This is a genomic window from Olleya sp. 1-3, from assembly GCF_002836085.1.
Classification (GTDB): Bacteria; Bacteroidota; Bacteroidia; order Flavobacteriales; family Flavobacteriaceae; genus Olleya; species Olleya namhaensis.
Genome location: NZ_PJBW01000008.1, coordinates 38,346 through 61,149, shown reverse-complemented (window position 1 = coordinate 61,149; position 22,804 = coordinate 38,346). Strand labels below are relative to the sequence as shown.

The window sequence follows — 22,804 nt, the reverse complement described above, 5'->3', positions numbered from 1 at the left end:
ATACGTAATTGTATTGTGAAAATTTTAACATAATTTAGCAATCAATTAATTAAAACCTATCAAAAATGAAAAAACTTAAATTATTGTTTCTGCTACTTCTTTCAGTAGCTTTTGCAAATGCCCAAACCAATGTGTCCGGAACGGTATCCGGAGATGATGGCTTTGGTATCCCAACCGTAAATGTTATCGAAAAAGGTACAAGTAACGGAACAACTACTGACTTTGACGGAAAATACTCGTTAAGTGTTTCTAGTGGAGCAACATTAGTATTTAGCTATGTTGGTTACGACACTAAAGAAGTAGCTGTTAATGGTAAAACAAGTATTAATATTACTATGGCTAGCGGAGAAACGTTAGACGAGGTTGTACTAGTTGGATCTAGAACTGCACCAAGAAGTAATGTTAATAGTGCGTTACCAATTGACGTTGTAGGAATTAAAGAATTAACGTCTACAGGTCAAGCAACTTTTGACAAAGCGCTACAATACAGAATACCATCTTTTAACACGGTACAAACACCTGTTAATGATGCGACTTCTTTATTAGATCCTTATGAAATTAGAAACATGGGACCAAGTAGAACATTAATTTTAATTAATGGTAAACGTAAAAATTTAAGTGCGTTACTATATACACAAACGTCTCCAGGTCGTGGAGAAACAGGTGCAGATATCTCTGCAATACCTACAGATGCAATAAAGCGTGTAGAAATTTTACGTGATGGTGCTTCTGCACAATACGGTTCTGATGCAATTGCTGGTGTAATGAACATTATATTAAAAGACGAAGTAAACAAAGGTTCTGCAACATTAAGAACAGGTATTACTAGCGAAGGTGATGGAGAAATGATTGGAATTGCTGTAAATAATGGTTCTACAATTGGTGACGATAAAGGATTTATCAATTATACAATTGATTTTTCTAAAACTAATTTAGCAAATAGACCAGGTACTGTAGATGCTGAAGGTGAAGCTGGAGATTTTGGTGCAGACCTTGCGGATGTGCAAGAGTTTTTATCTCGTAACCCAGATGCAAATAATGTGAATGGATCTCCTGAAAATGCATCTTCTAAGTTTTTAATTAACTCTGGATTAGATTTATCTGATAACACAGAATTATATTTTAACGCAGCATATGTTTACAAAAAAGTAAATAGTTTTGCTAACTACAGAACACCATATTGGAGAACTGTTGATGACTACCCTTATTTAGCTGATTTTTTCCCAGGAAGCAATCCTAATACAGCTGGTGGATATGATGGTTATGTACCTACTTTTGAAGGTTTATTGAATGATTATCATGGAACTGTAGGTGTAAAAACTAAAATAAACGACTGGAATGTTGATTTAAGTTACACTACAGGTGGAAACACACAAACATATACTGTTAGCCAATCTCATAACAGAAATGAAGTTTATGGCGTTAGTTATAACCCAGTAACTGATGAATTTGAAGCAACGCCTTTATACGGTGCTAATAGTCAACAATCTTTTAACCCAGGAGGAACAAAATTTACACATAACGTAGGTAATATTGATATTTCAAGAGTATTATCTGATAAAGTGAGCGTTGGTTTTGGTGCTGAGTTTAGAAATGAAACGTTTGAAGTAATTGAAGGTGAATTATCTTCTTATGATGGTGGTGGTGCAGATTCTTTTGCAGGAAATAGTCCTGAAAATTCTGGTAAATTTAACCGTTATAATATTGGGGCTTATTTCTCTTTAGATTATGATGTATCTGATGCTTTCTTATTAAGTGGTACTGTTAGAACAGAAAACTATTCTGATTTTGGTAACACATTTGTTTACAAGTTTAGTACACGTTACAAAATAACTGACAACTTAACTGCTAGAGCTTCTATCTCTTCTGGATTTAGAGCACCAACCTTACACCAAATCTATACTCAAAAAGCACAATATAGCTTTATACCTGGACAAGGGATTCAAGTTGGAGGTTTAATAAACAACGTCTCTACACAAGCTAAATTATTAGGTATTCCAGAATTAGATGCAGAAACGTCTAACAACTTTACTATTGGTTTTGGTGGAAAACTAGCTAATAACTTAACATTTACTGTAGACTACTACAATATCTCTGTTGAAGACAGAATTGTTTTAGGATCTGAAATTGGAGCTACAGGAGATGCAACAAACCCTTTAGATATATTATTAAATAATAACAACTTAAGCGATGTTAGTTTCTTTTCTAATGCTATTGACACACGTACTTCAGGTATAGATGTTGTATTAAGTAAGAAAAATATCGAAATTGGTGAAGGTGATTTAGACCTTAATTTATCAGGTAACTATACTATCCAAAACGAAAGAGATGGTGCTGTAAAAGATATTGCTTTGGTTGCTAATGCAGGACAATCTGTAGTTAATGCTACTCAAGAAGCTTTATTCTTTACTTCTAGACCAGAAACTAAGTGGATTTTAGGTGCAAACTACGATATTAACAAGTTTGGTTTCTCTTTAAATAACACTTATTTTGGTAAAACAACTTTTAAGCAACAAGGTTTAAGTAATGATTTACGTACTGAGTTTACTCCAAAAATTGTTACAGATTTAGGTATCAACTTTAATGCTACGGATAAATTAACGTTATCATTAAACGTAAACAACTTATTAAATGTATTACCTGAATGGAGCTTTAAAGCCGAAAATGCTTCTGGTGATGCTATATTAGCAGATGCTGCTGCAACTAAAAACCAATCTAACTTAATTACATTTAACCAACGTTATTCTCAAATGACTTATGATGGATATCATTTTAGTCAATTAGGAACAATGTTTAACTTTTCTGTAAACTACAAGTTCTAATTTAACTTAGTTTAAAAAGTATATTTTAAAATGCTGCTCAAATTGAGCAGCATTTTTTTTTATATTTAAGTATTACAAGTAAACCCTGTAAGCTAACCTATCAATTACAATTATTATGCAAAGTTTATATTCCAATGGTTTCGAAAAAATATATGATAACATGTATCAAAGCTTTATTGATTATAAGCAAGAATATCTGTTTTACAATACCATTTTAAAAGACCATAATAAAGACAGTGTTTTAGAAATAGGATCTGGCACAGGTCATTTGGCAAAATATTTTATTGACAACCAGTGCAACTATCAAGGATTAGATTATAGTCAAGCTATGATTGATTTAGCCATACAAAACAATCCAAAGGGATTATTTACTCAAGGAGACATGAGAAATTTTAAACTAAGTACTCCCGTTAAAAGTGTCATAATTACCGGACGCACCTCAAGCTATCTATTAACTAATCAAGACATTAATAACGCATTACAATCTATTTATACTAATTTAGAACCTAATGGTCTTTTGTGTTTTGATTTTATTGACGCTAATCGTTTTTTTAAACAAATAAAAGGAGGTACAACTCTAATGCACAAGGCTTCGTTTAACAATAACCATTACTCCAGAGATAGCAAACTAAACACTAATACGTCTAACAATTTTATGTTTGATTGGGATTCTAAATATTATAAAATAGAGAATCATAACAAAAAACTAATAGCAAGTGACACATCAGAAGTAAGAGCTTTCACTAAAAACGAATGGGAACTACTACTCTATCTTAACAACTATAAAATTTTAGCGTTTATTGATAAGCCCGCTTACATGTTTGATTGTTACGCTGTGGTTGCTCAAAAACTATAAATAAAAAAAAGCCCAAGTATAAACTTGAGCTTTTTTAGATTTAAATATTTTAATTATCCATCAGGATGCATAAATTTTTGCTTTCCTAATAAGGTGTCTTTAGTTTCTACATGCTCGTCATCCGGTACACAACAATCTACAGGACATACTGCAGCACATTGTGGTTCTTCATGAAAACCAACACATTCTGTACATTTATCTGGTACTATATAATAAATCTCGTCACTAATAGGCTCTTGCGCTTCATCAGCATCAACTTCCTTTCCATCAGTTAAAACCAACTTACCATTTAAACTAGTACCATCTTTGTATCTCCAATCGTCAGCACCTTCATAAATTGCAGTATTTGGGCATTCCGGCTCACATGCTCCACAGTTAATACATTCGTCTGTTATAATAATTGCCATAGCGTTTTTTAATCTTTTTTGTTTACTTAACTTTGCGGTACAAAAATAAAGCCAAAAAAGGTGTTATACAAATAATAATGAGTAACAAAGATCACATTACTGAAGCTTTTATACAATTAGGGCGTTTTATCAGCCAATTTTCTTCTGAAGAAGTAGAAAAAAAGGAAAACATACTTCACAACGATTTATTTTTTGATGGTTTTAAGCATCAAATTAAATTAGCGAAAGAATATAACGGTTGGTTTACAAAAGAAAATATTAGATTTTCATTAGATGGTTGGAGCACGCAACTTTCTGAAGACAATATAAAACAATGGCTAAACAATTATAATACAGACCAAGTAACCCCAAAAACAGTAGCCATAATAATGGCAGGTAACATACCACTTGTTGGGTTTCATGATTTTTTATGTGTTTTAGTTTCAGGTCACCATGTTTTGGTTAAACAATCGTCTAACGATAAGCACCTACTACCCTATTTAGCTAAATATCTAGAGCATGTAGCACCTGAATTAAAAGGAAAAATAAAATTTACAGAAGATAAATTAGAGGCATTTGATGCTGTTATTGCTACCGGTAGTAATAATACGGCGCGTTATTTTGAATTCTACTTTAAAAACAAGCCTTCCATAATTAGAAAAAACAGAAATTCTGCTGCCATATTAACTGGTAACGAAACTAAAGAACAATTAGATTTACTTTCTGAAGATATATTTAGATACTATGGTTTAGGTTGCAGAAACGTATCCAAACTGTTTATACCAAAAGGTTATAATTTTGATGCTTTCTTTGCAGCGATGTACAAATGGCATCCTATTGTTAACGAATCTAAATACGCTAATAATTACGACTATAATAAAGCCGTGTATATAATGAGCGAATTTGATATGTTAGAAAATGGGTTTTTGATGATAAAAGAAGACCAAAGTTATGCGTCACCTATAGCTACAGTGTTTTATGAGTATTATGACACTGAAGACACCTTAAAACAAAAGCTTGATATTGATAAAGATCTAATACAATGTATTGTCGCTGATGGCTTTTATGAAAATGAAATTCCGTTTGGAAAAACACAAAAACCAGAACTTTCAGACTATGCTGATGATGTTGATACTATTGCATTTTTGTTAGAAATCTAGTTAATAAATTATTATATTCTTAACTTATTTTAAATCAATATTTAGCACCTTTGTTAACTGAAAAATAAAGATAATTTCTGTTACAACAGAAACAAAAACTTGTACTCATGCAAAAACACAATTTTAGCGCAGGACCATGCGTTTTACCTAAAGAAGTAATACAAAAAGCATCAGAAGCTTTATTAGATTTTGATAATGGATTATCATTAATCGAGATTTCGCATAGAAGCAAGTCCTTCGTAGATGTAATGGAGCAAGCTAGATCTTTAGCTTTAGAGTTATTAGGACTAGAAGGTAAAGGTTACAAAGCTTTATTTTTACAAGGTGGTGCTAGTATGCAGTTTTTAATGGTTGCTCAAAATTTATTAGAAAAAAAAGCAGCGTATTTAAATACAGGAACATGGGCAGATAAAGCCATTAAAGAAGCTAAAATTTATGCCGATATTATAGAAGTTGCCTCATCAAAAGACGCTAACTACAACTACATTCCTAAAGGTTTTGATATTCCTGAAGATCTTGATTATTTTCACTGTACTTCCAACAATACTATTTTTGGAACACAAATGAAAAGTTTTCCAAAGTCTCCAATCCCATTAGTTTGTGATATGAGTAGTGATATCTTTTCTCGTACTTTAGATTTCTCTCAATTTGATTTAATATATGCAGGTGCTCAAAAAAATATGGGACCAGCAGGTACAACTTTAATTATAGTTAAGGAAGACATTTTAGGTAAAGTATCACGTAAAATTCCTTCAATGTTAGACTATAAAGTACATATTGACAAAAGTAGTATGTTTAATACGCCTCCTGTTTTTGCAGTATATACGTCTATGTTGACTATGCAATGGTTAAAAGACTTAGGTGGTATTAAAGCTATCGAGCAAGAAAACGATAAAAAAGCACGTTTAATGTATTCTGAAATTGATTTAAACCCTTTATTTAAAGGATTTGCAGCAAAAGAAGACCGTTCTGACATGAATGCAACATTTACATTAGTTAACGAGGATTTAAAAGAAACGTTTGATACGATGTGGAAAGAAGCTGGAATTAATGGCTTAAGCGGACACAGAAGCGTTGGTGGTTACAGAGCAAGTATGTACAATGCTTTATCATTAGATAGTGTAAAAGTACTTGTTGAAGTAATGAACGAGTTAGAAAGTAAAGCCTAAACTAGTAATGTAAACAGTTACAATAAATAAGTGTTTACTACATAGGCAAAAAAATAAATAGAATAAATGGTTATCCTAAATAATAAGGAATAACGCAATTACAATTATTATGAAAGTATTAGCAAACGATGGTGTATCTCAAAGTGGAATTGATGCATTAGAAGCAGCAGGTTTTGAAGTTAACACAACAACCGTTGCCCAAGAACAATTGATAAATTATATTAACGATAACGCTATTAGCGTACTATTAGTTAGAAGTGCAACTACAGCAAGAAAAGATTTAATTGATGCTTGTCCAAACCTAAAAATTATAGGTCGTGGTGGTGTTGGTATGGATAATATTGATGTAGAATATGCTAGAGAAAAAGGATTGCATGTTATTAATACACCTGCAGCATCTTCTCAATCTGTAGCAGAGTTAGTGTTTGCTCACTTATATGGTGGCGTAAGATTTTTACACGATGCTAACAGAAACATGCCTTTAGATGGTGATTCTCAGTTTAAAAAATTAAAGAAAAATTACGCAAAAGGTGTTGAGTTAAGAGGAAAAACTTTAGGTGTTATTGGATTTGGTCGTATTGGTCAAGAAGTAGCAAAAATAGGTTTAGGTGTAGGAATGAAAGTAATTGCTGCAGATAAGTTTATTGAAAATGCAGATGTAAAGGTTGATTTTTTTGATGGACAGTCTGTAAATTTTTCTATTAAAACAGAATCTATGGAAGACGTTTTAAAACAATCGGATTTTGTGACATTACATGTACCGGCTCAAAAGGATTATGTGATTGGTAAAGCTGAATTTGATTTAATGAAAGATGGTTCTGCCCTTATTAACGCTGCAAGAGGTGGTGTAGTTAATGAAGTAGAATTGGTTACTGCTTTAGAAAATGGTAAACTAGCCTTTGCTGGTTTAGATACATTTCAAAACGAACCAACGCCAGCTGTACAGTTATTAATGAATGGTAGAATATCATTAACACCGCATATTGGAGCTGCAACAAACGAAGCACAAGATAGAATTGGTACTGAATTAGCAACTCAAATCAAAAACATACTTTTAAACGGATAAATCAGTCGTTTTATCGATTCTTTAGTTCGAATTAAATTATTAAGAAGTCACATTGTTAAGATGTGGCTTTTTTTTGTACTTTGTAAGTATCAATATTATTAACTATTAATTTTTATATACAATGGCAGGAATTTTCGATCTTTTAAACTCAGATTTAGGTAAAACAATAATAAGCGGTGTTGCAGGTTCAACTGGACAAGACCAAGCAAAAACAGGAGGTCTTTTAGCGATGGCTTTACCAGTTTTAATGAAAGCAATGGAACGTAATGCTTCTACACCAGAAGGTGCTGAAGGATTAATGGGAGCTATTAGCGGTAAGCACAACGGAAGTATACTAGATAACCTTGGTGGTTTATTTGGTGGTGGTGTTAACGAAGAAGTAACTAATGATGGAGATAAAATATTAGGTCATGTTTTAGGAAACAAAAGAGCTGGTGTAGAGCAAGTATTAGGTCAAAAGGCTGGTATGGACTCAAGCGCTGTAGACAGTATCTTAAAAGTAGCTGCACCAATATTAATGGGTGTTTTAGGTAAACAAGCGTCACAAAACAATGTAAGTTCTTCTAGCGGAATCGGTGATTTACTAGGTGGTTTACTTGGTGGTGCTAGTAGTCAAGGTGCTGTAACTGAAGAGCAAAGCTTTCTTGAAAAAATGTTAGACAGCGACGGTGATGGTAGCATTATTGATGATGTTGCAGGAATGGTTTTAGGAGGATCTAATAAAGGAGGACTAGGTGGTTTACTAGGTGGTCTTTTCGGAAAATAAGATATACCCCTATTTATAATATTAAGAAGCCAAACAATTGTTTGGCTTCTTTTTTGTTTTATAATGCCTGATAAATGTTGTATTTTTAATAAAATCTAATAGTATGAAAAATTTAATATTAATTGCTGCTATCCTATTTATAGCTTTTAGCTGTGGTACAAATAAAAAAACTGCTACAATAACAAAAGACGCAGCACAGGTTGGAGATACTATTACCTTAAGTAGTGACGATTCTGACTACGAAATCTTGATTATAGAACCTGGATTTAATGCTTGGTTAGCAAGTAGAGCAAGACCTAAAGGGTTTCACTCTCAGTCCTTTTTAGAAAATAAAAATATTTTTTACGTGACACAATGGAATACGCGTGTAATGCAACCACAACGCTATAATGCTACTTTATACGAGATGCAAATAGATTATAGATCTAACATAGACTATGGTTATGACGTTAATTACCAATTATATAACTACTTTGTGTACTTTCAAAATAGATATAAACAAAATCTTTTAGGCGGTCGTATACCTACTAATTAAAGCCCTTTTAATACCTTTGCGACGACAAAAATTAAAATGGAAAAATTTAAAACACGTTGGGACATCCAACAAAATTGGCAACTCCTCTTCCCTTTACTTGGTATTGTAGGGTTAGGTTACTCTAGCTTTAAACTGGCTAAATTGCTGTTTGACAACAATCTAATCTTAACAATTGTTTTAGCAATTGTAATTACATATGCGTTGTTAAAGTTCTTTTTATTTCTATTTAAAAAACTAGAAAACAAATGGAAAGTTGATTATAGATGGGAAATGATTCGTATTTTTCTTGTCTTTGCAGTAACCGGAAGTTCTTCAGTATTTATTGGAAGACCAATAATTTCTTGGCTTGGAATTACTAAAGAAAACTTAAATGTTTTTGTCTATTGGGCATTATACATTATCATTGGCATAATATTTTACCAAATAATGCTAGTTTGTTTTGGTTGGCTATCTGGTCAACACAAATTCTTTTGGGAATTTGAAAAGAAAATGATTAGGCGTTTTGGTTTAGGTAAATTTGTAGATTAATTGAAACAACAACAGCACATCGCATTTAAAATTGCGGCAATAGTCCTTCTATTAGCTGTGTTAATGCCATCTGCGGTAAAGTTTACGCATATTTTTGAAAATCACAAGCATGAGGTTTGTACAGATTATTCAACAAAACATATGCATGAAATTAATTTAGAATGCGAGTTTTTCAAGTTTAAAGTAAACCCTATTTTTTCTATTAATTTTGAAACAGTTACATTTTTAAAACCATATAAAAAGCAAACTTTAATCGCTTCTCAATATCAGTTTGTTAGTGATTACCAAAAACTTGGTTTTGCACTTCGTGGTCCCCCACAATTAGTATAAATACATGTTAGTTTTCTTCGGAAAACATCTTTTATCATTCAACATTTATACTAAAAATTCATAAAATGAAAACTTTATATTTTATGCTATTGGCTGTAGTTTCTACTGTCTCAATAGCACAACAAAGCCTGTCTGGGCAGGTCTCAATTATAAATACGTCAGAAACCGTTTCTGATGCTACCATTTACTTTCCTCAGTTAGAAAAAGGAACAACTACAGATAGTAATGGTCAATTCATAATAAATAATTTACCATCGGGAACACAAAAAATAGTGGTTTCCGTTATTGGATTTGAAACCATATCTCAAAATATTACCCTTCCTACTACCCAACTTTTAACATTTGAAATCATCCCTTCTGTTATCGAAATGGACGAGGTCATATTATCCACTCCGTTTCATAAACTTCAAAGAGATAACGTTATGAAAGTGGAACAGGAAAAAATATCAGATTTACAAGCAAAAGGAGCTGTTACCCTGTCTGAAGGTATTACAAATATTGCAGGTGTAGAAAGTGTTACTACTGGTTTAAGCATTGGAAAACCAGTGATTAGAGGACTAAGTAGTAATCGTGTTTTAGTGTATGCACAAGGCGTACGACTAGAAAATCAACAATTTGGAGCTGAGCATGGCTTGGGAGTTAATGATGCTGGTATAGAAAGTGTCGAGGTTATAAAAGGACCAGCGTCCCTCCTATATGGTAGTGATGCACTTGGAGGTGTGTTATATCTAAATCCAGAACGTTATGCCGCATCAAACAGCAGTAAAACAGATGTTAATACACGCTATTTTTCAAATACAGAAGGTTACAGTACTAATGTGGGCTTTAAAAAATCTGCAGATCAGTTTAAGTTTTTAATACGTGCTAGTCAAGCGGAACATAGTGATTACGAAACTAAAAATTATAGTGTAACAAATACACGGTTTAGAGAGCAAGATTTAAAAGCAGGTTTAGGTTACCAAAGCACTAATTTTAAAACTGATTTTAGATACAACGTTAACTTATCTAAATTAGGTATCCCGGAAGAAATTGGAGCACAATCAAACTCCAGGACACCGTTAGAGCCATACCAATCCTTAACAAATCACATTTTAAGTTCTAAAAGTACTTGGTTTTTTAACAATTCTAGTTTAGATGTTAATCTTGGATTTATTTATAACGATAGAAAAGAATTTGAAGACCATCATCACGACCATGACGCAGACCACGATGATGAAGAGCACGACGAAGACGCGCACGAGGATGAAGACCATGAAGAAGAAGCACATGAAGATGAAGACCATGACGACGAGCTAGAAGTAGAAGCACCTGCGTTGCACATGAAACTTAAGACGTTTAATTATGATGTAAAATATAATTTACCAACGTTAGGTAAATTTGAAACTATTGTAGGCTTGCAAGGGATGAATCAAGTAAATACCAATTATGGAGAAGAATTATTAATACCAGATGCAACCACTAATGATGTTGGTGTACTAGCAACGTCTCACATACATTTTGAAACCTTTGACGTCCAATTAGGAGCAAGATTTGACAACCGTAATATTAACATTAATAACAGTATAAAAAAGCAATATAATAGTATTAATGGCGCTGCCGGAATCAAAGCTAGCTTGTTAAAAAACACAGTAGTAAGATTAAATTTAGCTAGTGGATTTAGAGCTCCTAATTTAGCTGAATTAGCCTCAAACGGAACCCACGAAGGAACAAACCGTTATGAAATTGGAAATATTGCACTTAAAAATGAGCAAAACTTCCAAAGCGATTTAGCTTTAGAATATAACAACAAACACTTTGAAGTATTCGCTAACGGTTTTTACAATCATATTAATAATTATATTTTCTTAGCGCCTAATGGCGAAACTATTGATGATACACCCGTGTATAACTACTTGCAAAGTGATGCCCGTTTGTATGGTGGCGAATTTGGATTGCATTTACATCCACACCCTTTAGATTGGTTACATGTTGAGTCTAGTTTTGAAACCGTTATTGGACAGCAAGAAAACAAAGACTATTTGCCATTAATCCCTGCAAATAGCTTAACTAATACCTTACGTGTAGAGTTTGAGAACACAACCTTTACAAAAAGTTATGCGTTTGTAAAATTAAAAAGCACTTTTATACAAAGTAACATTAGTGCTTTTGAAACCACCACACCAAGTTATACACTACTAAGTGCAGGTTTTGGTACAACCGTTAGCTTATTTGATAACCCTTTACAAATTAGTTTATCTGGTACTAACTTAACAGACAAAGTCTACATTAATCACCTATCAAGATTAAAATCTGAAGGTATTGCAAATATGGGACGTAATATCAGCATTGGTTTGGGGTATACTCTGTAACAATTATTACAAAAAGTGTGGATATCCCAGGAATTTTGTGGGATATTCACTACTTTAGTTGTTATATAACGAGTTAGCAAACATTTGAAAAAATCGCAATCAATGAAATTATTTAGTCTTTTAATACTTATTTTAATATTTGGATGTAATACTTCTGAAAAAAAAAAAGACAGAATAACTGACAATAAGAATATGGAGTCAATAGATAATTTTAATGACTCAATAATTGAAAAAAAAGAAGGAACTACAAAATTATTAATGGTTAATAGCGCAAGCCTTAAACCTTCAAAAGAAGTGCTGATAAACGGAAGAGATTTTTCCATTGTCGAAAACGAGAAAAAAGAAATAATATATTGGAGTACAAATGACAAAGAATTCTCTACACCTGAAGGTTATTCAGTTGGAATGAATTGGACTGAAATACCAGAGGAACTGAAAAATAAAACTGGAAAAATGAATGGTTGGGGATATTTTATTAGACTCAACTCTGGCTGGCAACTTGGCTTTTGTGAAGGGAGTACTTGTACTGATACTTATCCAAATAATCTTTCAGTTGTAAAATGGATATTTAAAAGAAAAGAATAAAAACGATTTGCTAACACCGTGTATAATTAATTGCTTTGGTCGTTGCCTATTTGGAAAATTCCTTCGGAATTTTCTCTGGTTCGTATTTGTTTACTAATTTAGTTGCTTAACCACGCAACTAACCATACACAACAACGTTGCCTACAATTTATGAAAACCGTCAATTACATTATAATTCTGTTTTTTTTAACAAGCTGTTCGGTAGACAAAACTGAAATAGTTCCAGCAAAATATAATGGTAAATACGGAGCAATAAATTCTAAAGGAAAGTGGCTTATTGAACCAACTTTCGATTCTATAAATAGTTTTTACAATGGTTTTGCAGACACATATAAAAACGGAAAACAAGGATTAATAGATATCGAAGGAAAATTAGTGATTGATTATGACTATGATTTCATTGGGCATGTTGAAAACGAGAGAGTTTTAGTTCAAACAGAAAACCACTACAATTTTGCGGATTTAAAAGGTAAATTAATATCTAAAACTTCCTTCTCAGATGCAGAAGAATTTTCTGAAGAGTTGGCTTCTGTTCAGTTTATCAAAAACGGAAAATGGGGATATATAGATGTTAATGGAAATTTAGAAATAGACACATTATTTTCTCTTGCTTACGAATTTAAAAATGGCCTTGCGGAAGTCGAAATAGAAACTACTGACACGACAACTGTTAATCCAAAATATATCATGTTAGAGCCAAAATTCTATGATTGTAGAATAGATAAGTCTGGAAAAATAATTGACACAATTGAATATAAAAAGAACGAAAGAAAATTTCCATTAATTGGTTCTGCAAACACAAACACTTTAGGAAAACTAAATAGATTTGGAGATACCATAATGCAAAAGAAATACAGAGCTTTTGGTTATCCACAAGGAAAATATATGTGGTATTTAACTAACGAGAAATATGGATTAGCAGATACAACTGGAACTATTCTAATAAAACCAATTTATGAGAACCTTTCTTATTTTAGTCATAATGGATTGGCAATAGCAAAACAAAATGGAAAATATGGCTATATTAATAATAAAGGGGACATAATTATTGATTTCAAATTTGACGATGCACGAAGTTTTAAATATGATTTAGCACCTGTGAAAATCAATGGTAAATGGGGGTTTATCGACCAACATGGTACTTTTAAAATCGAACCAAAATTTGAAAATATAATTGGTCATTTCCGAAAATTAAATGGAAAAACCGAACGAATTTATGAATACAGCGAGGAATAAAAACTGCACATAACACCATGTTTAATTGATTTCTAGTTCTAGACTATTCGAGCATTCTTGCGGATTTCTATTTGGTTTTTATTCCCTAAATTAGACGTTTAAACACTCATTTAATCAAATACAATCACATTATACACCAATATGATAGATTTATCTCAAACTGAGAAACAAATTAGACATGTCACAAATTTTAAAGACCTAATTTCAATGCCTTTTCAGGGAGAAATTAACGCAAGTTGTTGGACTCGTAATCTAGTAGGTGATTTTTCTGAAATTATTAAGCAAATAGAACAAAACGAAACTATAGTAGAACTTAATAAAGAAGAGCTACTAGATCTAAAATTGAGTGCACAGGGACAACTTGCCCGTAATATTATTTTAAATGATTTAGAGACGCTAAAAGCACAAGGCGCCTCTCCAATACTTAATGTGATCAAGAGTTATCAACGAGACGATGCCTATCCCCTTTTTCCAACGGATGTGTACTCTTTTCATGTAGACCGTTCTCCTATACCAACCAATACTTTTTTATGCACTTATCACGGAGAACCTAGTGAGATATTACCCAATGCACAAGCCAATCAGAAAATATTGGTACCAGAAATACGTCAGGAATTAAAAAAACTATATGATGGTGCTGATGATGGTTTTGAATCGTTTTTAAGCGAGTATTTCTTTGATTTACACTATCAGCCCAAACCTAATGCAAATATTGTAAACCTAGGTGTTGGTCATTTATGGAAGCTAGCAGTTGATCATCCAGGAAGTCAAGTCCTACCTTGTATACATCGCGCACCTAAGGAAAAAGAGGGCAACAGGCGGTTATTGTTAATCTGCTAATAGAAAATTACAATAAGAGTAATACGGTTTTAAGAAATCTGTAATTCAAAAAAAAGAAGCTGTATCTATCCGTGCGAAATTAAATATTACTAGTTTACGCCTAGTAATAAAAATCTAGGTAGATTTTCCATTCGATTTTTATTTACTAAGTTAGGCAACTAAACAGACTACTAATTTCAAAACTGCCTTTTAAATTTAATCACTCAGATGAAAATACCAAAAATAAAAGGAATTATAGACCGACGAATTTTAATCAATTATCAAATTGACAAAGCGGTCTTAGAAAATTATCTACCTAAACCTTTTAAACCTAAATTAGTAAATGGAAAAGGTGTTGCAGGAATCTGTTTGATAAGATTAAAGGACATCAGACCAAAAGGTTTGCCTAAACAAATCGGAATTTCATCTGAAAATGGCGCACATCGTATTGCTGTTGTATGGACTGAAAATGGTAAGCAAAAAGAAGGTGTTTATATACCAAGAAGAGATACGTCTTCCAAGTTAAATGCATTAGCTGGCGGAACTATATTTCCTGGCATTCATCATTTAGCAAATTTCACAATAAATGAAAAAGACGGACAGTACAAAGTCGCTTTTATAAGTCATGACGGTACTGCACTATCCATAACAGCAAAAGAAACAAATACTTGGAATACCGAAAGTGTATTTGAAAATTTAGACTGTGCTTCTAAATTCTTTGAAAATGGTGCAGTGGGCTATTCTCCCGACAAAAATAATTTTGATGGCCTTGAATTAAAAGTCTATAATTGGAAAGTATCTCTTTTAGAAGTTGAGCACGTAAGATCAAGTTTTTTTGAAAATGAAAGTATTTTCCCAAAAGGTTCTGTCAAATTTGATAATGCTTTATTAATGAAGGATATTGAACACGAATGGATTGGGTTGTCAAAAATCAAAAACTGATTCAATCTAAAAACAATTACTTTTCTAATATCGCCTTTATTATTCGGCGTAAGCCCTCCTCCAATATTACTCTAGGACACGCTAGGTTTAATCTAATATAACCATCAGCATTAGCAACAAACATATTGCCTCCTTCCAATAAAACACCCGCATTTTTAGCAAAGAATAAAGTAAGATTTTCATTATCATTAAAATAATGACTAACATCTACCCAAGCCAAATACGTTGCATCTGGAATTTTGAATATCGCCTCAGGTAAATAGGTATCTAATTGTGTTTTTAAGTACTTAAAGTTATCATCTAAATAATCTGTCAACTCAACCAACCAAGCATGTCCTTCTGAATAAGCAGCCTCAGCTGCTACGATGCTTAATGGATTTTCTACAGGTAAATAATTTTCGTTGTACTTAAGGCGTAATGCTTCGTTAGGGATGATAATGTTAGCAAACATATTCCCGGCAAGGTTAAATGTTTTACTTGGTGCCATACAAGTGATAATCTTATCCGAATTAGGAAAAAGACTAGCCAATGGTGTGAAGATTTTATCTTTACGGAGCACATCACAATGGATTTCGTCAGATATAATAGTCAAGCCATTTTCTAAACAAACGTCGCCAAACGCTACTAACTCTTCTTTAGACCATAATCTTCCCGAAGGATTATGTGGACTACAAAATATTGCTAAAACACATTTAGGGTCTGAAGCTTTAATTTTTATATCATCGATATCCATTCTAAATTCACCTTTTTCTTCTAGCAAATCAGAACAGACCAACGCTACCTCATTATAATCCGTTCCATGCTTAAAAAAGGCATAAGAAGGCGTAATAATCAATACTTTTTGATCTGATATACAAATATGACCAATCAAATCATATAAAGCCGGGACAACACCCTTGGCGTGTACTAAATGATTTGTGTCAATCGCCCAATTATAACGCTTAATACACCATTGCTTAAAACTTAAAGCATAAGAAGGATCAGCAACCATAGAGTATCCCAATAAAGGATGCTCTAAACGCGCTTTCATAGCATTAATAATTTCTGGAGCAATAGCAAACTCCATATCTGCAACCCACATTTTGATAAAATCTGCCTCTCGATATTTACCACTAAGGTCTTCCTCTGGATCAAAAAGATACCCTCTATAACCTTCAAGAGACATGGCATTTGTTCCTTTGCGTTCTAATACTTGATTAAATTGATATTTGGTAGATGACATTTGTTTCAAAATTTAAGCTAAGTAAAAGTACAACCTTAGAATTAAACAAGATTTTCTCTATGTAGATGAGGACTATGTATCTATCATATCTAATTAAGTGATAGTATTAGAAAATTTACTAAAGTCTATACTGACTTTTTATTTGTGTTTTATTTACTAAATTAGTTCCTTGAAATATGTTGCTAATTTTTAGATAAATATGTTACCCAAAATTCCTCAAAATACTATAAAACTAACTAAAGATAATTTGAAGGGTTATTTACTAAAGCAAATGTGTAACTTGGAAGGACGCAAGGCTAAACATGTATAAACAACTAAAATACTTAAAGTAAAACTTACGTAAACTAATGTATTCTAATAAAAAATTGATTAATTAACTTAGTAAGAAATGGACATTACAAGACATTGCATATTGTGTGAAAACCAAGTCAAAGATCTTGACACTGGCTTAACTTGTAAATTAACAAAAAAGGCTCCTGATTTTTATAAAAAATGTCCAAACATTAAGCTTGACAAAATGTTTGAGTATGAACTACATCAAGCTAATCTAAATTTACATTTAATACTAAAAAAGAAAAATATAAATTACACCAAAATTATTATTTTAGCAATCTTTGGAATTATTATAATTTTAGGAAACGAACAAATAACTAATACCTTACGACCTTTAAATTATTACTGGGTCTATCGAGTCTCATTAATTGGGATAGGAATCTTAATAATAATTAATGCTAATTTTAAAATGCAAAGTTTATTAAGTCAATTAAAATCCGTAAGATTTAAGAAAAGCAAAATTGATAACGTACTAGATAAATATCGAATTATATATTATACAACTTTTGACTATAAAAAAAAGATTCATGGTTATCAAGAAATTGAATTAACAATTAAATATAAAAATTGGAAAAAAAACAACACTACATCACTATTTATAATGTCTGACTAAGTTTTAAGGACCCAAAAACTCTAATATTTTTTTATTCTATTTTATTGCTAGATAATACATTTTAAAGATGTTACTAAATAATAAACAAACCTATAAGTTACAATTGCAATGAACATTAAGATAATAATTACAAGCATCGTTGCTTTTATTTGTTTAGAATCATATTCTCAAAATATCTATTCGGCATTACATCACGATAGACCTATTGATTTAAGAGAGGACTCAAATGTTTCTCAAATCATTTCTACAAATACCTTTTATAACCCAAATGGTATTGAAATACATAAAGAGGTTTCTATAATAAACGAAAAGCGAAGACTTTTATCAGAATTGAGATATGACGACACTGGAAAATTGGAAGCAAGACTCACTTTTAAATATAATTCAACAAAATTAAAAAGTCTTTCTAGAAAATTTGAACGATGGAACACATTTAGTGGTTATTCGTCCAAAATAACAACCTATGAATATGACGACAAAGGATTTTTAATAAAGATTAATGATAGAAATAAGAACAATGTTTTATTTAGACAAACATTTTTAAAAAATAATAAAAACGGTCATCCTATTGAATTAAAACTAGAAGAGATAAATTTTGATTTTTCGGGAAAAGAAATTGCAGAGTATGATTACTTTAACAACATAGTAAAAACAAAAGTCATTGATGGAAGCGGAAAAGTTATTGCTTCAAATAAAAGTCAGATTGATTTTTCCTTTAATAAATATCCAAATTCAGAATATAATGAGATGGGGGATTTGATTAAATCTACTAACTATGAGTACGAATACAAATACGACAAACACTCTAATTGGACCAAAAAAACTATTTATAAAATAGTTAATGGTAAAAGAGAAAAAAATCGAGTCTTCAAAAGGAAAATAAAATATAGAAAATAAAAACAGACACTTTAAAAAACTGGAATGAAAACAATCTTATTTATTTGTATAATTTGTCTTTATACAACACTAACATTTGGGCAAAAAAAAGAAATTTATTTCAATGATGATTTGGTTAAAATCACTAAATCAGAATTTGATAAAGAAAGTGATATTCATAAATCTTACGATTTAAAGTTTAATTTAGACACATTAATAGTAAACATTAAAGTTCAAAGAATAAAAAAAGGTAAAGTCGCCAAAACAAAACTTGATTCGATTAGAAATGAGCTCTCGCTGGTATCAAAACGTGATATTCCTGAACGCGATATTATAATTGTAAATTATTACCATGGATTGGACAAATGCAATTCGTCAGGAAATAAATCTTCAGTAAAAATAAGATATCAAAATTACTTAAAAAGGGTAAAAAAACTAAAAAATGTGAGTCAGTTTTTCTTATATAAATCACTAGAAGGAACTGATGGTTATGGAAAACAATTGAATTGGTTAAAAGACCCGTCTGGAATAATAGCAAAGACTTTTCTACCTATACAATACCCTTGTGGAAGTTATGTGATTATTGATGAAAATGGAAATTATTATGCCCATAAAGGTGAATATAATATTGATAATATCACTCGCTTAGTTAGAAACAAGAAAAAAACATTTGCTAACTCCGAAAATAATTAATAGAGCACTTAGTCTACTGTCAATTGCAAATTAAATCTCTCAAAATATAAATTAAAAAAAATATAAAGTGGCACAATATATGTTAGAAAAAGAGACTAAACCTAACCTAACAATTATGAAAAACAAGACATTACTTTTTGGACTTTTATTTTTAGCACTAACTAGTTGTAATAACGATGATGATATGCAAACCATTGATACAAGTAATAAAAATTTAGTCGCTTATTTTCCTTTTAATGGTAATGCTATAGACCAAATAAATTTAGAGAATACTAGTTTGGTTAAAGGCGCCATTTTAAGTACTGACAACCAAGGGATAGACAACAGTGCTTTTAGATTTAATGGTATAGATGATATTATAGAAATTAACCACAGTGCGGCATTAAATTTAACAAATGAATTTACAATCTCAGCACTTGTTAATCCTGAAGAAATCAAATCGCAAACAATTATAAGAAAGGGAGCTGCCGTAAATGGAATAGGAACTGTGCCTTATGGATTAAGTATGTCCGCGACAGGTACCATCTCATTTACCGCTACTACAGAAAATGGAGCAACAATAAACCACGTCAGTAAGCAAGGGTATCAAATAAATGAATGGTATTTAATAACGGGAGTCTTAAAGGATTCTGAGATGTTTTTATACGTAAATGGAGTCCTGGAAGATTCTGTCATTATTAATGGAGAAAGTAATACAAATTCATTCCCTTTATTAATTGGTTCAAGGTTACGATTAGAAAGTAATACTTTTAAAGGTGTTATTGACGAAGTAAGGCTTTACAATGTGGCTTTAACTGAATCTGAAATTTTAGCTTTGCAAAACAACTTGTAACTAAAGTTATAATTGTTATGGTAATTATTCAATCTTAGAGCGTGATATTATTCTAAACGGTATCACGCAATAGTAAATTATGATTTAGTTAAAACCTATATGTTGCAACTTCTTGTTTTCAATTATAATTAAAAAGAATATCGAACTATTAACTAAAATATTATAATCAACAATTTAGCAATACAGTACAATCTATAAAGTCTTATCTTTGCATACTTTACTATAATTGGAAGTTTCTATTTTAAGTATCAACTTGGTATATTCCGCAACACCTATCTATCTTATGACTTTACATGTCAAAATTACCAAAAGCGCATAAATTTATAGATCTTTCAGACTATGGAAGACCTATTGCTCAAATTATTGCCAACAGTTTAAAAAACACCTCTTTTACGCCTATCCATGTTACTTTAGCCTTTATTATATCCGGTTTAATAGCTGTATATTTTATTATTAATGGCAATTATTGGTGGGCAGCTTTTTTTTTAATTCTAAAATCAATTTTGGATGCAGCGGATGGCGAGTTAGCTAGAGTAAAACAAACACCATCTTATACGGGGCGTTACCTAGACTCGGTTGCAGATATATTATTAAATGCCATAATTTTTGTAGCTATTTGGTATATAACGGATGCCTCAATTTGGTTAACACTATTAGCCTTTTTAGGCATACAATTGCAAGGTACTTTATACAATTATTACTACGTTATTTTAAGAAACAAATTTGATGGTGATACAACCAGTCGTATTTTTGAAACTAAAATACCCACTGCTTTAAAAGGAGAACAACAACACCATGTCAATATTCTTTTTAAATTATACACAGCCTTATATGGCGGTTTTGATAAAACCATCTATTTTCTAGACCCAAGAGCGGCGTACGGTAAAATAGTGCCTAAATGGTTAATGACCTCAATTTCTACTTTTGGATTAGGTTTTCAGTTATTGATAATTGCTGTGTTATTAGTTTTAGGATTAAAAGACTACATCATACCGTTTTTTGTTGGTTACTCTGGGATGATTTTAATTTTTATTGCCATCAGAAAACTATACTATAAATAAAAAAGCTGCATCTTAATAAGATGCAGCTTTTTTGTTACTTGTTATTTTATTTAACCGTTATGGTTTCCTCTTTAGACTTATTATTATAGACATACGTATATAACCACATTAAGGTAAAGGATGGTATAATATCAAACCCAGGCAATGCTTCTTCAATAAAGGTGAAAACAGCAGCTATTTTTCCGGTTCGACCTTTGTATAATTTAGTCATTAACCATGCGGACGCAGGCGCCCAAACAATATCAGCAAATTCGCCAATACCAGGTATAATAAAAGAAACATATCCTAGAGCATCAAAAATTAGCCCTAAAAATAGTTTTGTGTATTTGTTTGTGTCGTTAAAAATCATTTATAATATTTTGTAATTCTATTTAATATAAAGCAAATAGTATTCCAAAAATCTAGCTTAATTTAGAACTTATTAAATTTAAAAACTCTGTACGCGTTTCTATGTTTTGAAAAGCACCTCTAAACCCAGAAGTTGTCGTGACACTGTTTTGTTTTTGCACACCACGCATTTGCATACACATGTGACTTGCTTCTATTACTACAGCTACACCTTCCGGTTGTAATGTGTCATTTATACAATCTAATATTTGATGTGTTAAACGTTCTTGTACTTGCAAACGTCTAGAAAACACATCTACAATTCTTGGTAATTTACTTAAACCTACAATATGTCCGTTAGGGATGTAAGCAATATGCGCTTTTCCAAAAAACGGCAATATGTGATGTTCGCAAAGCGAATAAAACTCGATATCTTTAACAATAACCATATCATTGTAATCTTCTTTAAACATCGCACCTTTCAAGATTTCTGCTGCATCTTGATCATACCCTTGCGTTAAATATTGCATTGCTTTTGCAGCACGTTCTGGTGTTTTTAATAACCCCTCACGTTGTGTGTCTTCACCTAAATCTTCAATAATATTTTTATAACGGTTTTTAACATCATCTGTAACTTTAACGTTATACTCTTCAAACTTTTTATATGGCATCTTTAGGCGTGTTTTCTTTTAATTTAGTACTGTAATACTTTTTTATCTTATTAATTTTTGGATCTATAACAAACTGACAATAAGATGTTTCTCGGTTTCTGTCATAATACATTTGATGATCGGCTTCTGCTATATAAAATGGTCCTAACGCAGTAACTTCTGTAACAATAGGACTATCAAAAACAGCTTCGTTTTCTAATAAATCAATAAAAGCTTCCGCTTGTTCTTTTTGACTTTCAGAATTATAAAAAATAGCAGATCTATACTGTGTCCCCACATCATGTCCCTGTCTGTTTAATGTTGTTGGATCGTGCGTTGCAAAAAACAACTCCAATAACGTTGTAAAAGTAACCTTATTTTCATCATAAAATATCTGAATACCTTCTGCATGTCCTGTTCTTCCTGTACCTATTTCTCTATAAGCAGGGTTTTTAATAGTCCCACCAGTATAACCAGACACAACCTTTTCCACACCTTCTATTCTTAAAAACACAGCTTCTGTGCACCAAAAACAGCCATTAGCAAATGTGGCTATTTGTAAATTTTCTTCTTTCATAGTATAAAAATAACTAATTCCGCATAGCTTTTCTTTATTCGACAATAGTCAAAATAAATTTTTAACGTTTAA

At 31.6% G+C, this 22,804-nt stretch carries 24 protein-coding genes; 19 read left to right on the top strand and 5 right to left on the bottom strand.

Features of this window, described 5'->3' with window-relative positions; genetic code table 11:
* Window positions 1-65 precede the first annotated feature (65 nt).
* Both CXF54_RS10255 and CXF54_RS10250 read left to right on the top strand, forming a co-directional pair.
* Window positions 66-2,822, top strand: a complete 2,757-nt coding sequence (locus CXF54_RS10255; protein ID WP_101203455.1) for a TonB-dependent receptor — start codon at window positions 66-68, stop codon at window positions 2,820-2,822.
* A 115-nt stretch (window positions 2,823-2,937) separates the two neighbouring features.
* Entirely contained in the window at window positions 2,938-3,678 is a 741-nt protein-coding gene (locus tag CXF54_RS10250) for a class I SAM-dependent DNA methyltransferase (protein ID WP_101203454.1), read from the top strand.
* A gap of 53 nt (window positions 3,679-3,731) precedes the next feature.
* Here CXF54_RS10250 and CXF54_RS10245 read toward each other — a convergent pair whose 3' ends face one another.
* Window positions 3,732-4,085 carry a 4Fe-4S dicluster domain-containing protein gene (locus tag CXF54_RS10245; protein ID WP_090841120.1) on the bottom strand — a complete coding sequence of 118 codons (354 nt, stop codon included), beginning with the start codon at window positions 4,083-4,085 and terminating at the stop codon, window positions 3,732-3,734.
* Window positions 4,086-4,162: 77 nt separating this feature from the next.
* Between CXF54_RS10245 and CXF54_RS10240 the strand changes: the two genes are divergently transcribed.
* The 12 genes from CXF54_RS10240 to CXF54_RS10185 all read left to right on the top strand — a co-directional run bounded on the left by CXF54_RS10240 (window position 4,163) and on the right by CXF54_RS10185 (window position 15,548).
* Complete coding sequence (locus CXF54_RS10240) at window positions 4,163-5,224, top strand: acyl-CoA reductase (RefSeq protein WP_101203502.1); 1,062 nt, start codon at window positions 4,163-4,165, stop codon at window positions 5,222-5,224.
* A gap of 107 nt (window positions 5,225-5,331) precedes the next feature.
* Window positions 5,332-6,393, top strand: coding sequence for a 3-phosphoserine/phosphohydroxythreonine transaminase (serC, locus tag CXF54_RS10235; protein ID WP_090841124.1), 1,062 nt, complete (start codon window positions 5,332-5,334; stop codon window positions 6,391-6,393).
* 109 nt (window positions 6,394-6,502) lie between these two features.
* A complete protein-coding gene (locus tag CXF54_RS10230; protein ID WP_090841126.1) occupies window positions 6,503-7,459 on the top strand; it encodes a D-2-hydroxyacid dehydrogenase in 957 nt (318 codons plus the stop codon).
* 121 nt (window positions 7,460-7,580) lie between these two features.
* The gene (locus CXF54_RS10225) at window positions 7,581-8,225 is read left to right on the top strand and encodes a DUF937 domain-containing protein (RefSeq protein ID WP_090841128.1); all 645 of its coding nucleotides are present in this window, start codon (window positions 7,581-7,583) and stop codon (window positions 8,223-8,225) included.
* Between the two features lie 103 nt (window positions 8,226-8,328).
* Window positions 8,329-8,760, top strand: a complete 432-nt coding sequence (locus CXF54_RS10220; protein ID WP_101203453.1) for a DUF6146 family protein — start codon at window positions 8,329-8,331, stop codon at window positions 8,758-8,760.
* 36 nt (window positions 8,761-8,796) lie between these two features.
* Window positions 8,797-9,288: a DUF6787 family protein gene (locus tag CXF54_RS10215; RefSeq protein WP_090841132.1), complete on the top strand. Its 492-nt coding sequence runs from the start codon at window positions 8,797-8,799 to the stop codon at window positions 9,286-9,288.
* Window positions 9,289-9,618, top strand: a complete 330-nt coding sequence (locus CXF54_RS10210) for a hypothetical protein (protein WP_101203452.1) — start codon at window positions 9,289-9,291, stop codon at window positions 9,616-9,618.
* A gap of 65 nt (window positions 9,619-9,683) precedes the next feature.
* The gene (locus CXF54_RS10205; protein ID WP_101203451.1) at window positions 9,684-11,966 is read left to right on the top strand and encodes a TonB-dependent receptor; all 2,283 of its coding nucleotides are present in this window, start codon (window positions 9,684-9,686) and stop codon (window positions 11,964-11,966) included.
* A 102-nt stretch (window positions 11,967-12,068) separates the two neighbouring features.
* Window positions 12,069-12,551 carry a hypothetical protein gene (locus CXF54_RS10200; protein ID WP_101203450.1) on the top strand — a complete coding sequence of 161 codons (483 nt, stop codon included), beginning with the start codon at window positions 12,069-12,071 and terminating at the stop codon, window positions 12,549-12,551.
* A 102-nt stretch (window positions 12,552-12,653) separates the two neighbouring features.
* On the top strand, window positions 12,654-13,787 hold the full coding sequence (locus CXF54_RS10195; RefSeq protein ID WP_198551055.1) for a WG repeat-containing protein: 1,134 nt from the start codon (window positions 12,654-12,656) through the stop codon (window positions 13,785-13,787).
* A gap of 141 nt (window positions 13,788-13,928) precedes the next feature.
* A complete protein-coding gene (locus CXF54_RS10190) occupies window positions 13,929-14,627 on the top strand; it encodes a hypothetical protein (protein ID WP_101203448.1) in 699 nt (232 codons plus the stop codon).
* A gap of 207 nt (window positions 14,628-14,834) precedes the next feature.
* Window positions 14,835-15,548 carry a DUF2071 domain-containing protein gene (locus tag CXF54_RS10185; protein ID WP_101203447.1) on the top strand — a complete coding sequence of 238 codons (714 nt, stop codon included), beginning with the start codon at window positions 14,835-14,837 and terminating at the stop codon, window positions 15,546-15,548.
* A gap of 16 nt (window positions 15,549-15,564) precedes the next feature.
* Here the strand turns inward: CXF54_RS10185 and CXF54_RS10180 are convergent, their stop codons facing one another.
* Window positions 15,565-16,770, bottom strand: a complete 1,206-nt coding sequence (locus CXF54_RS10180) for a MalY/PatB family protein (RefSeq protein ID WP_101203446.1) — start codon at window positions 16,768-16,770, stop codon at window positions 15,565-15,567.
* A 388-nt stretch (window positions 16,771-17,158) separates the two neighbouring features.
* On the opposite strand from CXF54_RS10180, the gene CXF54_RS10175 reads away from it, so the two are divergent.
* The 5 genes from CXF54_RS10175 to CXF54_RS10155 all read left to right on the top strand — a co-directional run bounded on the left by CXF54_RS10175 (window position 17,159) and on the right by CXF54_RS10155 (window position 21,178).
* Window positions 17,159-17,716: a hypothetical protein gene (locus CXF54_RS10175; RefSeq protein WP_157823433.1), complete on the top strand. Its 558-nt coding sequence runs from the start codon at window positions 17,159-17,161 to the stop codon at window positions 17,714-17,716.
* 108 nt (window positions 17,717-17,824) lie between these two features.
* The gene (locus CXF54_RS10170; protein ID WP_101203444.1) at window positions 17,825-18,613 is read left to right on the top strand and encodes a hypothetical protein; all 789 of its coding nucleotides are present in this window, start codon (window positions 17,825-17,827) and stop codon (window positions 18,611-18,613) included.
* Between the two features lie 24 nt (window positions 18,614-18,637).
* Window positions 18,638-19,285 (top strand): hypothetical protein, encoded by a 648-nt coding sequence (locus CXF54_RS10165; RefSeq protein ID WP_101203443.1) that lies wholly within the window; start codon window positions 18,638-18,640, stop codon window positions 19,283-19,285.
* A 115-nt stretch (window positions 19,286-19,400) separates the two neighbouring features.
* A complete protein-coding gene (locus tag CXF54_RS10160; protein WP_157823432.1) occupies window positions 19,401-20,117 on the top strand; it encodes a LamG domain-containing protein in 717 nt (238 codons plus the stop codon).
* 293 nt (window positions 20,118-20,410) lie between these two features.
* Entirely contained in the window at window positions 20,411-21,178 is a 768-nt protein-coding gene (locus CXF54_RS10155) for a CDP-alcohol phosphatidyltransferase family protein (protein WP_101203441.1), read from the top strand.
* A gap of 46 nt (window positions 21,179-21,224) precedes the next feature.
* Here the strand turns inward: CXF54_RS10155 and CXF54_RS10150 are convergent, their stop codons facing one another.
* The 3 genes from CXF54_RS10150 to msrA are packed head-to-tail and all read right to left on the bottom strand — an operon-like array spanning window position 21,225 to window position 22,732.
* Window positions 21,225-21,527, bottom strand: coding sequence for a hypothetical protein (locus CXF54_RS10150; RefSeq protein WP_090842173.1), 303 nt, complete (start codon window positions 21,525-21,527; stop codon window positions 21,225-21,227).
* A gap of 52 nt (window positions 21,528-21,579) precedes the next feature.
* Window positions 21,580-22,176 (bottom strand): GTP cyclohydrolase I FolE, encoded by a 597-nt coding sequence (folE, locus tag CXF54_RS10145; RefSeq protein WP_090842175.1) that lies wholly within the window; start codon window positions 22,174-22,176, stop codon window positions 21,580-21,582.
* Complete coding sequence (msrA, locus tag CXF54_RS10140; protein ID WP_090842177.1) at window positions 22,166-22,732, bottom strand: peptide-methionine (S)-S-oxide reductase MsrA; 567 nt, start codon at window positions 22,730-22,732, stop codon at window positions 22,166-22,168. The genes folE and msrA overlap by 11 nt, the downstream gene beginning before the upstream one ends.
* Window positions 22,733-22,804: the final 72 nt, after the last annotated feature.

Coding starts and splice junctions, on each gene's coding strand:
- CXF54_RS10255 (WP_101203455.1), top strand. CDS start 66: ATGAAAAAACTTAAATTATTGTTTCTGCTACTTCTTTCAGTAGCTTTT.
- CXF54_RS10250 (WP_101203454.1), top strand. CDS start 2,938: ATGCAAAGTTTATATTCCAATGGTTTCGAAAAAATATATGATAACATG.
- CXF54_RS10245 (WP_090841120.1), bottom strand. CDS start 4,085: ATGGCAATTATTATAACAGACGAATGTATTAACTGTGGAGCATGTGAG.
- CXF54_RS10240 (WP_101203502.1), top strand. CDS start 4,163: ATGAGTAACAAAGATCACATTACTGAAGCTTTTATACAATTAGGGCGT.
- serC (WP_090841124.1), top strand. CDS start 5,332: ATGCAAAAACACAATTTTAGCGCAGGACCATGCGTTTTACCTAAAGAA.
- CXF54_RS10230 (WP_090841126.1), top strand. CDS start 6,503: ATGAAAGTATTAGCAAACGATGGTGTATCTCAAAGTGGAATTGATGCA.
- CXF54_RS10225 (WP_090841128.1), top strand. CDS start 7,581: ATGGCAGGAATTTTCGATCTTTTAAACTCAGATTTAGGTAAAACAATA.
- CXF54_RS10220 (WP_101203453.1), top strand. CDS start 8,329: ATGAAAAATTTAATATTAATTGCTGCTATCCTATTTATAGCTTTTAGC.
- CXF54_RS10215 (WP_090841132.1), top strand. CDS start 8,797: ATGGAAAAATTTAAAACACGTTGGGACATCCAACAAAATTGGCAACTC.
- CXF54_RS10205 (WP_101203451.1), top strand. CDS start 9,684: ATGAAAACTTTATATTTTATGCTATTGGCTGTAGTTTCTACTGTCTCA.
- CXF54_RS10200 (WP_101203450.1), top strand. CDS start 12,069: ATGAAATTATTTAGTCTTTTAATACTTATTTTAATATTTGGATGTAAT.
- CXF54_RS10190 (WP_101203448.1), top strand. CDS start 13,929: ATGATAGATTTATCTCAAACTGAGAAACAAATTAGACATGTCACAAAT.
- CXF54_RS10185 (WP_101203447.1), top strand. CDS start 14,835: ATGAAAATACCAAAAATAAAAGGAATTATAGACCGACGAATTTTAATC.
- CXF54_RS10180 (WP_101203446.1), bottom strand. CDS start 16,770: ATGTCATCTACCAAATATCAATTTAATCAAGTATTAGAACGCAAAGGA.
- CXF54_RS10175 (WP_157823433.1), top strand. CDS start 17,159: ATGGACATTACAAGACATTGCATATTGTGTGAAAACCAAGTCAAAGAT.
- CXF54_RS10170 (WP_101203444.1), top strand. CDS start 17,825: ATGAACATTAAGATAATAATTACAAGCATCGTTGCTTTTATTTGTTTA.
- CXF54_RS10165 (WP_101203443.1), top strand. CDS start 18,638: ATGAAAACAATCTTATTTATTTGTATAATTTGTCTTTATACAACACTA.
- CXF54_RS10160 (WP_157823432.1), top strand. CDS start 19,401: ATGAAAAACAAGACATTACTTTTTGGACTTTTATTTTTAGCACTAACT.
- CXF54_RS10155 (WP_101203441.1), top strand. CDS start 20,411: ATGTCAAAATTACCAAAAGCGCATAAATTTATAGATCTTTCAGACTAT.
- CXF54_RS10150 (WP_090842173.1), bottom strand. CDS start 21,527: ATGATTTTTAACGACACAAACAAATACACAAAACTATTTTTAGGGCTA.
- folE (WP_090842175.1), bottom strand. CDS start 22,176: ATGCCATATAAAAAGTTTGAAGAGTATAACGTTAAAGTTACAGATGAT.
- msrA (WP_090842177.1), bottom strand. CDS start 22,732: ATGAAAGAAGAAAATTTACAAATAGCCACATTTGCTAATGGCTGTTTT.